The sequence below is a fragment of the Ruegeria sp. BG8 genome, from assembly GCF_056538325.1.
On record NZ_JBQFSZ010000005.1, the window covers coordinates 293,735 to 310,023 of the forward strand.

The 16,289-nt window shown below is 53.6% G+C and carries 9 protein-coding genes and 1 tRNA gene; 1 reads left to right on the top strand and 9 read right to left on the bottom strand.

What is annotated here, in order from left to right; genetic code table 11:
* Window positions 1-64: 64 nt before the first annotated feature.
* From ACR0DG_RS12705 to ACR0DG_RS12725, 5 genes are read right to left on the bottom strand one after another with little or no spacing between them, the layout of a single operon-like run.
* Window positions 65-925, bottom strand: a complete 861-nt coding sequence (locus ACR0DG_RS12705) for a hypothetical protein (RefSeq protein WP_480696786.1) — start codon at window positions 923-925, stop codon at window positions 65-67.
* A gap of 22 nt (window positions 926-947) precedes the next feature.
* Window positions 948-1,349, bottom strand: a complete 402-nt coding sequence (locus ACR0DG_RS12710) for a hypothetical protein (protein ID WP_480696784.1) — start codon at window positions 1,347-1,349, stop codon at window positions 948-950.
* Window positions 1,350-1,381: 32 nt separating this feature from the next.
* Entirely contained in the window at window positions 1,382-3,082 is a 1,701-nt protein-coding gene (locus tag ACR0DG_RS12715) for a dynamin family protein (protein ID WP_480696783.1), read from the bottom strand.
* An 8-nt stretch (window positions 3,083-3,090) separates the two neighbouring features.
* Complete coding sequence (locus ACR0DG_RS12720) at window positions 3,091-5,103, bottom strand: dynamin family protein (protein WP_480696781.1); 2,013 nt, start codon at window positions 5,101-5,103, stop codon at window positions 3,091-3,093.
* A gap of 2 nt (window positions 5,104-5,105) precedes the next feature.
* The gene (locus ACR0DG_RS12725) at window positions 5,106-5,513 is read right to left on the bottom strand and encodes a hypothetical protein (RefSeq protein ID WP_480697270.1); all 408 of its coding nucleotides are present in this window, start codon (window positions 5,511-5,513) and stop codon (window positions 5,106-5,108) included.
* A gap of 603 nt (window positions 5,514-6,116) precedes the next feature.
* Between ACR0DG_RS12725 and ACR0DG_RS12730 the strand changes: the two genes are divergently transcribed.
* Window positions 6,117-6,201, top strand: a tRNA-Leu gene (locus tag ACR0DG_RS12730).
* 395 nt (window positions 6,202-6,596) lie between these two features.
* On the opposite strand, the gene ACR0DG_RS12735 is transcribed toward ACR0DG_RS12730, so the two are convergent.
* From ACR0DG_RS12735 to ACR0DG_RS12750, 4 genes are read right to left on the bottom strand one after another with little or no spacing between them, the layout of a single operon-like run.
* Window positions 6,597-10,418 (bottom strand): amino acid adenylation domain-containing protein, encoded by a 3,822-nt coding sequence (locus tag ACR0DG_RS12735; RefSeq protein WP_480696779.1) that lies wholly within the window; start codon window positions 10,416-10,418, stop codon window positions 6,597-6,599.
* Window position 10,419: 1 nt separating this feature from the next.
* On the bottom strand, window positions 10,420-14,532 hold the full coding sequence (locus tag ACR0DG_RS12740; protein ID WP_480696777.1) for an amino acid adenylation domain-containing protein: 4,113 nt from the start codon (window positions 14,530-14,532) through the stop codon (window positions 10,420-10,422).
* Window positions 14,533-14,535: 3 nt separating this feature from the next.
* Window positions 14,536-14,802 (bottom strand): acyl carrier protein, encoded by a 267-nt coding sequence (locus ACR0DG_RS12745; RefSeq protein ID WP_480696775.1) that lies wholly within the window; start codon window positions 14,800-14,802, stop codon window positions 14,536-14,538.
* Window positions 14,783-16,285, bottom strand: a complete 1,503-nt coding sequence (locus ACR0DG_RS12750) for an amino acid adenylation domain-containing protein (RefSeq protein ID WP_480696773.1) — start codon at window positions 16,283-16,285, stop codon at window positions 14,783-14,785. The genes ACR0DG_RS12745 and ACR0DG_RS12750 overlap by 20 nt, the downstream gene beginning before the upstream one ends.
* Window positions 16,286-16,289: the final 4 nt, after the last annotated feature.

Below are 16,289 nucleotides of genomic sequence, written 5' to 3' on the forward strand. Positions count from 1 at the left end.
ACTTACCCTGATAACTCGTAATCTCGGTTCGAATTCTTAGAAAATTGGAAGGTTTCACGCTGGGTCATTTTCCTGATCCCGTCAGTGATTTCCAAAGGTTAACGACAGCGCCCAATTTGCGGGCCTCGTGAACAGCCAAAGCCATTTGGTCGCCGTCTTTCAAGACAGCCAACGCAGTTCCCTTGCCACCTTCTGGTCGCATGACAATAAGCTGCGGTTGGTCGTCTTGTGCTGCGATGTCCGCGTTCCAGCCGCTCAGATCTTTTGCAAACTGAGCCAGAAGGTCGTGATCGGCATGCGCGGGTTGGTCAGTTGCGCACACACCATCGTGCAGCGTCGTGCCTGATTTGTCAGTGTCTGACAGAACTCGCCCAACTGCGAAACGCTCAGACGCGTCATAGAACTGTTGGGCCAGTTGATCGCTTGTCACAACCTCAAGATCGCTCATAGGCGCATCTTGATGATCCGGCACTATCGAAACGACGGGCTCCGCGGGGATTTCTATCCCGGCGCATGCCTTTGAGATTTCACTGAACGTAATGCCGACATCATCCGCTTCGAGCGCGGTATCTGGTTGCAACGAAATCAATTCCAGCGGCCCGGGTGCGGCGGCAATATCAGTGACGATTTCGGCCAGTTTACCAGTGAGGCTTTCCCGTGCTTCAGTCTCAAAATCAGGGACAACGCCATTGCGAACGCGAAACACATCCGTCACGCGCGAGCTGTTGACTTCAATAGCCAGGCAATCTCCGTTCGCGGCCGTGAATTCCAGACGACGCGGTAGGACTGTCCCACGAATGGTACGCAATACCTGCTCGCGCCGCGCTTTTGCTGTGTCCCCTGTCAGCGTAACGGCCGGATGCAGGCGCGCCACTGAAGAGCGTCCGATGTCCTCGAGCAGATCAAGAATGTCCGTATCCATCATACCGTGACCCCCTCTGGTCCCGTTAAACTGCGGCTGTCACAGCCCCAAGGCTGAGATGCGATTTCGTTAATGCCAGTCCGACATTTGCACTGTTGCGGCAGACATAGCAGATGACGTGATCCGGGTAGGCGCGCGTGCGCAGCAGAATATTGATCCGGTCCCCAGAGAATACTGCGATTTCGCCAAAGCCGGTTTCCTGCGCTTCTGCGTTTCCTGTTGCTTTCAGAAGGTTTGCAAACCCGTTGACACCATTGCCCTGAAACAGATTGGCCACAGCAACAGCCAGGCTGTCCAGAACCGGCGCGTCCTCGGGATCTGGTGAATGGGCTGCCAGTAACATCCCTGTTTCCATATCGACATACCCGGCTGCAATGCAGTCGGGTATGGAGCCCATGGCGTCGGTCAAAGCTGCTTCGATAGACATCGTGCGTTCTGCTTTTCTAACTTTGTTTCATGCTACAATACATGCCACTCAGCTCCGCCGCTTTTGCTTGATTTCGGAACGGCTGAAACAGTGCCTTTGTTGCCACGTGCGATATGTTCAGCGGCGATCTGGTCGAACTCTTCCAGAAACGATGTGAACATCTTTTTCAGATCGTCAGTGTCTTCGGGCAGTTCTTCATCTTCAGTGATCTCACGCCACATGGATGCAGCACTCAGGGGCGAACCGGCGGGGACATTCAACAGGTCTTCCAGTTTTTCAGGGCGATCCATTGCTTCCAACCCACCGGCATTTGGCAATGAAACGACTTGCATGTCGATCAACCCATTTGTTTCCGGTTCGGGCTCGAACTCGTCCTCATCCACGTTCGGCTGTTCTGCCATCAGCGCGGTGATTGACGACACGGACACGTCTGCCGGCGTTTCGTCATCTTCGTCGCTGATGTCTTCAGCCTGTTCTGGTGTTGCAGCTAGTTTGTCTTCCAATGAAACCATAAAGGTTTCAGACTCTTCCGTTGTTTGTTCATCCGACACCTCGTCGGTTTCTGGCGACACTTCTGCGTCGTCATAAACACTGTTATCAAGTAAGTCGAACTCGTCCTCTTCGGCAAAGTTAATAGCCGAGTCAGACAAGCTGAGCGTCGGTTTGGGCGTTTCTTTGAAGAACTCGCGCAGATCGTCTTCTTGCTCTTTTGTTTCGACAATCGGAGCGATGTCGTCAACAGAAGCCGTCATTTCCGAGCGAAGGCGCTCGGCCTCATCCGAGTCAATACGCGGTGCGCGCTCAGTGTCGTCTGCGCGTTTTTCGACGCGCGCAGGTCGGACCGGGAAGTTGGTGACGACCTCGTCCTGTTCGTCTTCCACAGAGTCCACTAGCGTTAGTGGCGACGCCGTTTCGGGCGTGGCAATAAACGCACGTGGGGCATCGTTCTGTTCAGACATGCTGTCATCGACTTGGTAACGCGCCAGCATTTCAGCCCGATGATCCATGATTTGCTCAGTAATCTCGAGGAAGCTGTCGACCATTTTGCCGCCGCCGCTGCGCGCCCAAAGTTCGGCATCACCACTCTTGTCCCGTGCAACGATCGCGTCGCGCGCGGAAAACAGGATGGAGCGGCTGAACAGGTGGCCAGCTTCGCGGTTTACGCGCCGCAGCACTTTCTGACGGTCTTTTGCGCCCAGTACGTCGGCACGGGTGACAAGCAGCAAAGAGTTGTTCTGAAGGCGTTCGGGCAAAGACACCCACGTGGCACGTTCTGTTTCACGCCACGCTTGGGTCGCGTGCGTGCACCACAGCACCCCGTTGGCTTGACCGACCGCACGACGCCATACATCATCCGCAATCTTTGGATCCGAAATGCCGGGTGTGTCGATCAGATCGACCGCCTCAAGAATGTCCGCCTTAACAAAGATGCGCACGAACTGGGCGTCATTTACGCCGACAGCTTCCAATTGATCCAAGGCGATTTCTTCACGCGTTCCGTCTGGCCGCTGGATGTATGCGGGTCGGTCGCCCCAACTGAACCACACCGGCGGCAGTTGCGTTGCCGTAACCTGCGTTGGCAAAGTATGCGAGCGCAGCAGAAAGTTCATCAGCGTGGATTTGCCAGCACTGAATTCTCCCATAAGTGCAAAGATGGGCTTGCGGCGGGACCACAGTTCGATGCGTTCCCAAGCCTTAGGAGAGACGAAGCGGATGTGTGAATCTTTTGCCATGTCGCTACTTATGCTGCCTCGTTGCTAAGATCTTTTAGGATGTCGCCCAGGATTTCGTCCCGCGATTTTTTCGGCGCGGTGCCTGCCATCAACGCCGCATTCTGGCTGGCGTCCTTTTCGGCAGATGCCGAAATGGTCAACAATGTCTCTTTCTGCTCACGCAAGAAGTCAGACAGGATGGCCCGAACGTTTTCCAAAACTGCTGCGATCTGGTTTTCTTCGATATCTTTGGTGATCGAATTCGCCTCGGACGCGATCAGTCGTGTGTAATCGGCAGCATAGGCTTCAAAGCCTTTTCGACGTTGCCACCAACGGCGCCACCAAGTGCTTTGCAAGTCCAGCGCAATTGTACGCCCGATCCCCAGCGGTGGGGGCACACGCGGCACAATTGGCGCCTCGATGGCGAACTCACCCAAGTGATTGCCGAGCAGTTTGTGGTACAGCGCTTCGATGTCAGATGCCGCTGAGGAGTAGAGCGCACCAGCCTCTTTGCGCATACCGCGAGCAAAGCTGAAATAGGCGGCTTTTTGCAAGGTCCGCAAACCGGCCGGATCGTATTGCCACGTGCCTTCTTCGCCATTCTGCTCAAGGTGCGAGATCAACGAGTCCGTTGCGCGTTTCACAAAATTGCTCTCTGCGGATTTCAGGCGTTCCAGTACTTTGTCGCGCAGAGACGCGGTCAATTCGGCCGCTTTCTTTTCATACTGTTCCGAGATCTTGGCGATCGCTTCTTCGGTCGAAACGCCATCAAGATCACGCACCAGCCCGTCGCTGTTTGACAGGCTTTTTGCGACCGCAGTCGCGCGGATCTGGCTTGCGATATTTCGTGCCCGGTGACGGACACGTTCCAGCATGCGATTGCCTGCGCCCTCAGCGATGCGTTCATTCATGGCGAGCAGCAGATCTGGCAGGCCTGACAGCGCCCAGATTTTATCCAGCGAAGGTGCCTGATCGCCAAAACCGGCTGCAAGGTAGAACGTATTCAATGCCTGCCGCGACTCTTCATTCAAGATGTCAGGGTTGCCTGTAATCGCGGCCTCGGCCCAAAGTGCGCTGCCAAAAACGACACTGGTATTTGCATCGATGTTGTTCTGTTTGAGCGTGTCCTGAATGCGGTCCCGAATTTCGGGGACCTGATTGACCGGGTCAGCCAATTCGTCAATGCGGTTGACGAACAGGATAATCTGGCGATTTTCGAATTGCGCGATAATGCGCATCAGCGCCATGTCCATGGTGGTCAAAGCCTGGCTTGCGGCAAGAACCACGATGCATACCTCAGACCCACGCAGACTGCGCAGTGTAATCTGTTCACGCACCATAAAGGTGTCGTTCACACCGGGCGTGTCGCACAGCTTGAGCGAGATCGGGTATTGCGGAATGTCCATGAACAGATCAGCAGATTTTGTCACATCCGCGAAACGCCCGGTTTTGGGGTCGATGTCAGGATCGTCCTCATCCCCGAGGCAGACATAACGCTGGATCAGTTCTTCGTCGAAATAGTCGTATTGGTGGCTCTGCCCAAGGATCAGGTCGAAATGTTTGCCCAAACGTTCCTCGGATTTTGCCTTCATTTCACCGATCTGGCGACGGATATCATCCATCTCATCATCGGCGCCCGCGCGATTGGCAAGTTCACCCAAGCGACCGCCACCGATCGTGAGGTTGTCCCATTCTTCTTGTTCGAAGAACGTGAATTTTGACCGTGTATCACCCTCGGTTCGGGTGTTGATGTTCAAGGTCGTTACGACCGACGTCCACGGGTTCACATCTGACGGTAAAAGGGCCGGACGGCCCGCCAGAATATTCACGATAGAGGATTTGCCCGCCTTAACCTGACCAACCAGCGTAACACTGGCGGTAAAGTTCTCGATCTTGGTCTTTAGCGTCGCAAGGCGCGCCGTTGAGCGCGCGTCGGCCACCTCGGTCAACTGGTCGATCTGCGTTGTCAGCGCCGACATGGCTGACGTCATGGGGGTTAGTGCTTCGTTTCCGACGGACAAAAGATGATCATTGCGCGCCATTGTTAGCCTCCGGTTCCAGTCGCGGCGACGGGATGTTCGATTTGATCAGGCAGGCCACTGGTCAGCGTATCGATCCGCGCGATCAGGTTCAGGGCATTGCCGAGAATCGCCGCTTCGGCGCCGGGCGTAATCGTTTCATAGGCACGAGAGTCCGCGAGGACTTCGATCGAGCTGAAACATTCACTGTTCTCAAGGCAAGCTAGGCGGCGGCCCGTAGGGAAGCCCGCAGATTTGGTTTTCGGCAAAGGCATGCGAGAATTTGCCAGAAGATAGTGGCCGCCAGAATGCGTGCGCAGTGAAACGCCAAAACCTGTGTTGGGATGTTCCCGGGTCAGGGATTTTAGTTCCCCAAGAAAACTTTCGCGTGCAAGACCGACGGCGTCTTGCTCGGTGGCAGCGGAGTTCATCATGTTGGTCACAGCGAGGCCCTTGTGTTGGAGTTGAGCGGAAAACTCTTGCTTCACCCGAAGGCAAAAAGACTCAGTAAGTCCTGCTCCACATCAACTACTGGCAAGGCGTTCTTATTTTGACGCGAATAAGATTTTTTGGCGTTTGAATTGTGGCGCAATTGTGATGTGAGTTGTTTTTGGCGGCCTACCGTTTGTTTCGAGGCCGTGAAGTGAATCAGATTTTGAACAGGATTTGCTGTGCCGGTGGTACAAGGGAAAACCACGTGGAGTTTTATCCAAGAGTACCTAAGTATCAGAATATGTTTGGAAAATTCATAGTCAACCGCCCAAAACGTTCCGTCTATTCAAGCCTGCTTTTCACGTAAGTTGACGCAATGTCGCTGTAGGTCAGGGAGTTGAAGGTAACCTGACCTTTGCTCGTCATGCGGGTGCTGTTAAGAAATGCAGCTTGCATTTATTAACAGTTGATGCCTGCTGTGGCGTGGTATTGTTCTCGCGGCGGCGGAGTGGAAAATAAACATCCGAAAATGATGAAATTCCCTCTCGCACTCGGTCGAAAGCTTTGCTATTCACCCGCTCAATCTGACAGCTGATGTCATGGATGCGGGTGTGGCGAAATTGGTAGACGCACCAGATTTAGGTTCTGGCGCCGCAAGGCGTGGGGGTTCAAGTCCCTCCACCCGCACCACTTATCTTGATTGACATTGGTGGACCGCCCGCACTTACCTTAGGCTGTATTCAGCCTATCAGAGTGTCAGGTTTTTCCTTTGCCTTAGCAACGGATCGCGAGCCACTGGCCTAAAGCAAGACGAACGCTGCAATAATGCCGGTGGCGACCCAAGTCACTGCAATTGAAGTTGTCATCAAGTAATCCAGCACAGAAGACTCCCGCACAGAGTTGTAGCTTATGCCCAACACACTAACGCAAAGCCATTGAACCAAGCAGGAATGCTTTGTTTACATTCCGTTAATGATCCGCGTCTTGCTTTGGCTTACGCTTAGGGCTTCAGGCCGGGCCGTCCGAACCGGTTAGCCAAGCACTGTGGTGATTGGCGAACAAAATCGGTTTCAAAAAAGAAGAAGTTACTGTTTCCCTTGGGATAAGCTTTTGATCACGCGGGCAATATTCTCAAAAACATCAGGCCTGCGCATCAACTCGACATGCTTCATATTTAGGTCGTGTAAGGTGGTATTGCGCATATGGGTTTCCAAAACATCGCCCTTTGTCATGGATAGGTTTCCGGGCGTCAAAAACACATGCGCAGGTGGGGTGAATACCGGAACTCGAAAGTCGCTAATGGCCAAACCATGCACAATTTCGACGGCGCGGATCCGATGACGTTCTGAACCTTGATTGGCGGCCAAAGCAGCCTTTAACGGCGGCAATACTCTTTTCGCGTGTCTCTTTCGTTTCCAGCCCTTGAACAAATAACGCCAACGTTTGTACGTGCGAAAATACAATGGTTGTAGCCTTGGTTGAGCGCCTACTGTCTTATACGGCGGGTCCAGCAAAACCATGCCTTTTACCTTCTGCGGCCCCAACTTTTCGGCCATTTCCATGACCATTGGACAGCCCGCCGAATACCCGCAAAACAAAAACGGGCCCGTGTTCTTGGTTTCTGCCAAACGTAGAATTGCTTCGTCTGCCAGCTCACTGAAGGACTTGCCATAGGGTACGCGCAGGCCTTCGGTGCGATGGCTGGGGATAAGCACAACGGAATGGTCAGGGCCAAGGTGTTTGGCCATGTACCGGCTGAACCTCATCGAACAGTGCGAGATGACAACAGTTGTTTTGTTCGGACCCGGGTTGGAAATTTGAAAAGCGCAATTGTTGTCGAATTCACTGAATTCAGCTCGCCTTTCCACGATGCGCGCCGCTAATTCCGCGACCGTCGGACAGCTAAACAAATCTGTCGGTTCAAATTCGAGATTGTGGTCTTGTCCCTTCGCATAGGTGGCAATGGTGGTCAGGCTGTCACCGCCAAGGTCAAAAAAGTTCTCGTCACGGCTAGGTGGGCTGATGTTAAGTACTTCTGCAAAAAGGGCAGCTACGGCGCGTTCCAATTCATTGCGCGGTGCTTCACTCAATTGATTGGCGGGCCTGTCGGAAACCATTTCGGTCAGTGCAGGCAGATCCATCTTGCCGTTTGGAAGCGTCGGGAACGCGTTCACAGCAATCACTGCGCTTGGATGAAAATGGGTGGGTAAGGTCGCCCTGATATGCCTGTCGATGTCTGAACGCAGCGCGTCGGATGGGGGGGTTTCGACCGCAAGAACTAAGGATCTCGTTGGGGGGCGGTCTATGACCAAGGCAGCTACTTTTGTGCCGCCAGCCACAGCACTTGCCGTCGTTTCGATTTCGGAAAGCTCTACACGGTGCCCTCGGATTTTGACTTGCTTGTCCGCACGGCCAAGAAAGATGATGCATCCCGCCTCATCCGCAACTCCCAGATCGCCGGTTCTGTATGCTGGAACTTTGTCAGGTCCAAACCGAAAAAAAGACTTTTCGGATTGCTTCGGGTCGTCGAGATAACCCAACGCGACAGTGTTGCCTGCGACGATGATTTCACCTTGTACACCCGGTTTTAGAGGGCAGTCGTCTTGGTCAACAACTCCGACCCATGTACCGGGAATGGCTGAGCCTATCGGTATCTGTGTCTGGTGCTTGCTTTCCGTTGCGTCAAAAACGGTGCACCAGACCGTCGCCTCTGTTGGTCCATATTCGTTGAAAAGCTGGCAAGACGGTAACGAAGCACGGCATTGACTAACAAGTGACAGATGCAAGGCTTCACCCGCTGTGATCAGGGTTCTCAGACTGGCTAAGTCGCTTGAGGGGACCGCAGTAAGCAGAGCCTGAGCCAGCCCCGGTAAACACAGCGTATGTGTAACGCCGTGCTGGGCAATCAAAGCGCCCAGTCGGGTTGGATGTTGTTCAGCGTTCTTCTCTGCGATGACAAGATGGCCGCCTGTGCAGAGGGTCCAATAGATACCCGCCACTGAGCTATCAAACGCAAGCGAAGACAAAAGCAGGTAAACATCAGGGGCCGTTCCATACACAGTGTCCCGCGCTGCAGTCGACAGCGCCAAGCCCGTTCTGGACACCTCGACCCCTTTGGGAAGGTTTTGCGATCCGGACGTGAACATTACATATGCACGTTCCCCTGTCCTGGCGTCGGAAGGGTTTATCGCGTCGCTCAGAGCATCAATCAGGATATGTTGGGCCGCAGTGTCCGGTAGGGTATTGCCCAACTCTTGGCTCGTGACGATGAACCGGGGGTTTGTTGCCTCAAGCATCTGTGTGATCCGCTTAGGCGGATAATCCATGTCCATTGGTACGTAGGCCACGCCACACATCATCACACCCCAAAAGGCGGCCACGGCGTCGGCCCCGCGGGGAAGGGCAATCGGTACTACGTCCGAAGACTGAACACCTGCGCTTTGCAAAGCATGTGCGATCTGTCGTGCACGCAAGGAAAGCTCAGCATATGTAAGTGTTTGAACCCCGTCTGAGATGGCGACAGCGTTCGGATTGTTTTCTGCGTGATTTAGGAACCTATCTACGACATCAACACTGTGCGGCACGGTTGAAATCTCGGGCGCAGGGTGAAACCTGTGCATCAGGTTTTTGATCGGCGTGTTCGCCTCATCAACTATGGCCGTCAGTAGTTGTTCGTAGCGATTTAGAACATCATTTGCCGTGTCATGACTGACACGCTTGGGGTCAAATTGAAGCTCAGATTTTAGCTGGGATTGCGGGGTTACCAGCATTGTAAGGGGATAGTTGCCGTACTGCGTGGTCCTTAGGTGTTTGATCTCAATTTCATCTGAATCAAAGTTGGTTTGCGCTGTGTTTTCGTTGACGAATAGCGTGTCGAACAGCTGTGTGCCTTGCGCCAGCGGTGCGCAATTCTGAACCTCGGACAACGAAGCAAATTCGTGTTTTCTCCGTGCGATATCCGCAATCGAGAAGGTCCGCAAAAACTCTGACGTAGATCGAGACGGATCAATCCGGCACCTGACCGGGAGGGTATTCACAAACGCGCCGATAGCATCAGAGATACCCGGTATTTCAGGTGGCCGGCCGGCGGTAGTTGTGCCAAAAACCACGTCGTTTTGTTGCAAAATCTGCCGCAGTAACAACGCCCATGCACCAGACAGCACCGCGTTCGGTGTGATTTTGAGCTGTGTTGAAAGGTCTTCGATGCGTCCCATCAGATTGTTGCCGAAGCATCGCTCCAGAGATTGTTGACGGGTTGTTAGTGCTTTTGTGTTTCTTTCTGGCAAAAGGCTCGGGGACTCCAGACTTTCAAATTCTTTGGTCCAGAACTCAGTATTCGTAAGCTCTCCCTTACTGCGCAGCCAAGTAAGATAACTTCTAAAGCTCGGCGGTGTCGGGCTCAGGGGTGTAACGCCGTGATACCGATTCAAGAGGTCCCGAAACGCAATTCCGGTGGACCAACCGTCGCTGATCAGATGGTGCATGGTCCACACCAGATACCAAGACGCCTCGGACATCTTGATAACTGTAACCGCCATAAGCGGAGGTTTCTTAAGGTCGAACCGCCGGGCTTGCTCCAGTACCAATAATTCGTTCAACCGGCTTTCGTGTTCATTTAAACCGCTCCAGTCAAGCTGGGTCCAGGGTATGGTTACGTTCTCTCGGACGATTTGCAAAGGTTGCTTTACACCTTCCCAAATGAACCCTGCCTTGAACGCGTCCCGTGCTTCGATCAGGCCTTGTAAGGCGTTTTTCAGCCGCGATGGATCCAGATCGCCTTTCAATTCACAACTGACCACCGCCACATATTGCCCGCTTGAGGCTGCGTCGCCGACGGAATGATAAAGCATACCACGTTGGGCAGAGGTCAACGGCAAGATATCGGCGACGCCCTTTGGATGTCCCATATCAGTTCAAAGCCTCGGAAATTGCCGAAAGCTCACTGCTGTCGAGATCAACCAGCGGCATGTGGTCTGGAACGGATCGTTGTTCATCCGGCAACTCATCCGCAAATTTTGCCAAGGCTTTCAGGGTTCTATATTCGAATAAGGCTGTTGCAGGCAGAGCCAACCCCTCTTCGTTGGCCTTCATCGCAATTTCGATGGCTGCAATACTATCCACGCCGAGGTCAAAAAATTCTTGCGAAGCACTTATTCGACTTGTTCCCAAGACAACGCAAACAATTTGGGACAACTTTACTTCCGTATCGCTACTTGGTGCGACGTAATCATTGGTTGACGGGCCTACGCCCGTTCCAACCGGAAGACGCGCAGTGTCGATTTTTCCGTTCGAGGTCAGAGGCAGCTCGTCCAACATAACGACCTCATGCGGCAGTATCTCTCGCGGAAATTGGGCACGAAGGGTGTCCCATATATCTTGAGCAGACAGGTCGGTTCCTTGCACAAAGACGGATAGTTTCGGGCGAGGCAGCACAGCTTCGTCAAACCCAATCTCGTTCAGGATTTTTTCGACTTTTTGAGTGTCAATATCGTCGTTCAGCTCTTCTAACGCCTGGTTCCGTGTCTTATGGCCCATGCGTACGTCCCACGAATAGGGCAGTGCATAGTTGTGAAATCCTTCCCGGGCCTTGTGTAGATAGATACCGGCATCGTTTATCAGACAATTGGTTGAACGCCCCGTATCTGAGGGTCGTTGCCACGCCATTTTCGTATTGAGAAAGTCGTAAATCTCGGAAACGGGAACGTCGATGTAGCGGTAGATATCCAAAACCTCGACTTTGCTCAGAAAGCCTCCATCTTTCAGATCGTCGGTTTTCAGCAGACGGGAAAGCGCGTCATCTTCTGCATGATACGCTTTGCGGGCCTGTGTCACCATATCATCCAACTGGGCGCAGGTGGGCGCACTGTTTCGGAACAAGTCTGGGGTCAGGCGCGTTTCAAAGAATTGGCCTCGTGACAGGCCGGTGACCAACAGCGGGGCACCCTCGGACAAGGCGGTGCGGAATGCCAAGGTATAGAGCGCTTTGAAGCATCCCTGACAAACATTGGAGTGCGCCTTAAGGCTATCCACGAAAATCTGGTTCATTTTGTCGGTGCTGAGATATCGGTGTTCCCAACCCAGATCCTCTACCACCCGCTTAATGTTGGCTTTCGCCTCATCCGAGATGTAGCCATTGTCCAAAGTAACGGCCAACACGCGCGATGTATGATCCGCAAGGCGGTAGGCGGCATAGGTGCTGTCTTTGCCCCCGCTTAACATCATTACAGCGTCGTAGTTCCCCGTACTTTTGGTGCTGGCCTCCGCGATCTTGCGTTCCAACTCGGGTTCGGGTCGAAAGTAGGCTTTGGCCCGGTTTTCGTAGTTTTTGAATTCAGCGCATATGTGGCACAGGCCCGGATCGGAAAAGGTGATGCCGGGTACCTCATTTGTCAGGCCGCATTGCTTGCAGTGTTGTGTCGGCTGAGCGTCTTTCTGTTTTGAACCCTGGAGGATGTGAACGCCCTCGACACCGGGAAGCTTTTGCAGCGTGTTCTCGATCTCGGACAGTTCCAGACGCACGCCACCAACCTTGACCTGCTGGTCTGCGCGCCCAAGGTATTCGAACCGGCCATTATGGTGCATCCTGCCCAAATCTCCGGTTCTGTATACGCGTTCCGTCACATTTTCCGGATCCTCCAGAAAAGCCGCGTTGTCAGACGCATCTACCCCAAGGTAGCCATTTGCTAAGCGGCCACTGATTGTGATTTCGCCGACCACGCCTTTTGGGCAGATATTCATCGCCGGATCACGAACGCTGATGACCATGCCAGCCGCAGGATTTCCGATCTGAACTGATGGGCCTTGATCCTTTGTCGGGTCAAAGCTGTGTTGCATGGCCCCAACAACGGCCTCGGTCGGCCCGTATTCATTGATCAGGCGCAACGAAGTCGACAGTACCTGCTGGGCGCGGTTGCACAATTGCGATGTCAGGTTTTCCCCGCCTAGAACTAAGGTTTTGATACGCCGACACGGCTGCCCTTGCTTACAAACAAGCGCCAGATGTGAAGGCGTGAGTTTGACGATGTTTACTTTGTCCTCGGCAAAAACATCCAGAACGGACAGATCTGGGTCTGTTTTTTCCGGGTAAACTCTGATCGATCCGCCACTCACCAGCGGGGCAAAAACCGAGGTAAGCGTCAGATCAAAAGAGGTCGAAGAAAAGAACGCGTAATGGGCTGGTTGGTTCGGGCTGAACTCTTGAACGGCCCAGTGAACATACCGTGAAAGGTTTTTGTGATTGACGGCAACGCCTTTGGGAATTCCGGTCGAGCCCGAGGTGTAAAGAACATAGGCGAGGTCCTCCGACCGTATTTGGCGTTCCGGTTTGAATGCCGCCGTAGTGTCGACCTCAGTGGTTAAGGTAGGACACGGAAATGTTTGAGCGTTACCCGCAGGTACGAAAATCGCCGCAGCGTCGCAGTTGCCGAAAATCTGATCGACGCGCGCCTTGGGTGTGTTGGCAGCCAGCGGCACAAAGCTACAGCCTGCTTTTAATATCCCCAGGACAACCGCCACGAAGTCGAATGATCGCGGCAAGTGAACTGCGATACGAGAACCTGCTGGAATGCCTATATCCACAACTCGCGCAGCAATTGCGTCGCTCCACGCATTCAGATCGCCGTAAGTCATGTGGTCGCTGTTTTGGCACATCGCTACTGCGTCCGGTTCGTCGTGAACGCAAGCGGCAAAGGCGTCCAAAATGGTAAGCGGTATGTCCGGCGCCTCTTGCGGGCCATAAACCACTGATCGATCGTCATCGCTCGCGGCGAAGTCTACGTTGGAAACCAGAGTATCTGGGGCCGTGATTGCCGTTGTTAAGAACCGGGAAAAGTGACTGGCAACACGGTCTTGGTGGACGGCGTCCAAAACCTCGTCCGCGACATCCATGAAAACCGAGTGTTGTCCGTTGCCGGTGAAATCGGTGATGTGCAGCCGAATGGCGTGGGCCGCGTCGTGCGCGCCGCTGTGTAACCATTGAACGCGCGCGGGAAAGCCGGCAAAGTCGCCGAAACGGGCCTGAATATAGTTGCAGACAGCAGTGATGTCGGCCGTGTTTGTATTTGCAACCGCACCTGGTTTTGCGGATTTCAGGAATGTCCCGATGGCTTTCCGGACCTTCGTGTGCAGGTCTTTCAATGTGTCCGCCGTATCTACCGTGACTGAAAACGGAAGCACTTCGACATAAGGTCCCAGTGTCCTGCGATCCTGATCGGTTAGGCGGTTGTGGGACGGCAAGCCGATCGTGATGGTCTCATCACCAGTTATTCGGTGGAGGTAAGCCAGATAAGCCGTCAGGTACACCGCGATACGGGACAGGTCTGGGGTAAACAAGCGAAACTCAGGCCGCGTAAGAACATCCTCCAACGAATTACGAGTTTGCTCGTTGATCGGTATATGAACGCGTTGCGATTTAGACGTGCGCTGAGGGTTGCTGCCATAGGGTGGCGATGACGGGCTGGGTGTTTGCGAGATTGGGTTGGCCGTGTTTGCATCATACTCGATGTCCCGTGCAAAGAAGCTGGGTATCGGTTCCGGGTCACAATAGCCTGTATCCCGCAAATCAGCATAGTTCTGCGAGACCTGCTCAAAGAAAAGCGCCCCCGATTGTGCATCGCAAACAATATGGTGCTGGCACATCAGCCAGACCCAGTGGTCCGCAGCCAATTTGACCAATCTGCTTCGCAGTGTGTTGCGTGTCAGGTCGAAAGGGGTTTGAACCCAGTTGTCAGTGTTGTCAGCCAACACCGTTTCGGGTTCAGGTTCATGGCTTAAGTCGACGATTTCGAGAACATCGAGTTGAATGCTCTCCACGGTTTGAACCGGGCCGTCAGGTGTGTCGCGGAAAACGGTTCGGAAAACCTCATTTCGTTTTAGTGCTTCGTAAAAAGCAGATTGAAAAAGTTTGGGGTCGAGTTCGCCATGTAGATCAAACCGCCAGGCCATGTTGTATATTGGTTGATCCGGCCAAATTTGGTGACCGTTCCAAAATCTTCTTTGAGCTTCTGTAAGTGGAAAAGACATTATTCAACCCGCCAGATATCCGGTCCGGGAAGACGCAAATTTATCGATCGCGCTAATCGTCCCGAGATTTTCAAGCGTCACGTCTTCAAAGGGTACTTCGATCTGATAGGTCTGTTCGACAAACGTCACCAGCGACATGACACCGAGCGAGTCGATCATGCCGCTTAGCAGAAGATCATCATCATCAGCGACTGTACGACCCCCAAGCAGGGTGCCCTGGATGTAGTCTCTTAACGCCACTGTGCGTGGTTCATGCGGCCTGTTGTCCATCGGCTATTCCCATCAGTTTCTTGCGGTCTATCTTCCCTGTCGACGTGCGCGGCATGTCCGTCAAACAACACAGGCTTTGCGGAACCGCGTAAGTTGGAAGAACTTTATTTAGCTGCGCCAGCACATCCGCGTTCTCTGGCATATGTCTGCCGCTGAAAAAGCCCAACAGGGCATCACCGTGAAGAAACACACAGGCTTCGCTGATGCCCGGGATGTTCACGAGGGCAAGCTCAATTTCATCAAGTTCAACGCGGTAACCCCGTATTTTGACTTGCCGGTCATTGCGCCCGACCAGTTCCAGCTGACCGTTCTCGTTTTGCCGCACGATGTCACCAGTGCGGTAGAACCGTCGCGACGTTCCGTTTTCGTCAGGTAGATGGCAAAATGCCTTGGCAGTCTGATCTGGGTTGCCCCAGTAACCAGTCATGAGCTGGGGCGACGCGACCAGCAATTCACCAGTGTTTTCGTCCTCGCCCTCGGACAGAAGGTGAATGATTGTTTCGCAGACTGGTTCGCCGATTGGCAACGGACTAACGCCGTCCAGATTTTCGGCAGCAAAGACAGCCGATGTGCAATGGTTGGTTTCTGTTGGACCATACGCGTTGATGTATGTCGCTTGGGGGGCATGGTCCGCAAAGGCTTTCAAACTGGCCGGAGGCATTTTTTCACCGGCAAACATCACGATACGCAGAGCGGTCAGATCCCGGTTGTTCAATGCGCCGCGCTCAACCATTTGGATCAGGGCGTACGGCACCGAGTACCAGACGGTGATGCGTTCCTGCTGGGTCAACTGTGACAGGCTCGCAGGCAGCTTGGTATGCATTTCGGGTATGACGACGACACACGCTCCGACCGAGAATGTTGAGAAAATGTCGAAAATCGACATGTCAAAATGCAAAGGCGTGTGGTGGCTGACCCGATCCCGTGGCGATAGCTTGCAAAGCTGGGCAGCCATTTTCACATAAGCCATCCCGCTTTCATGGGTATGAACGATACCTTTAGGTGTCCCTGTGGTTCCGGATGTCATAAGGATATAGGCGGGGTCCTCAATTGAACGTTTGTCCCCGTTTAGCTCGTGCCGGATATCCTCTGAGGGAGGCAAAAACGGCTGAGATAAATCGGAAACGCCCCCTTGAAAGATGTCGGCAAATTCTTTGAGGCGGGAGGTGTCCGTCAAAACATAGGCAGGCGACACAGTCGACATCAGGGTTAGAATACGCGTGGTCGGTGCCGCAGGGTCCACGGGAACGTATGTCGCACCGATCCGAAGGATTGCAAATATTGCTGCAATCGCATCTGGCCCTTTTGTTGAACAAATCACAATGCGATCTTTTGGTCCGACCCCTCGCAGCAAAAGATGTGCTGCAATTTCATCCGCCCGCGAATCCAGTGTGGCATAGCTTGTCGTTTCGCCAAGCATGCTTACGGCAACCGCGTTTGGGGTGGCCCGGGCTTGATGCCCGAGCACGTCGTCAAGGAACATGGGT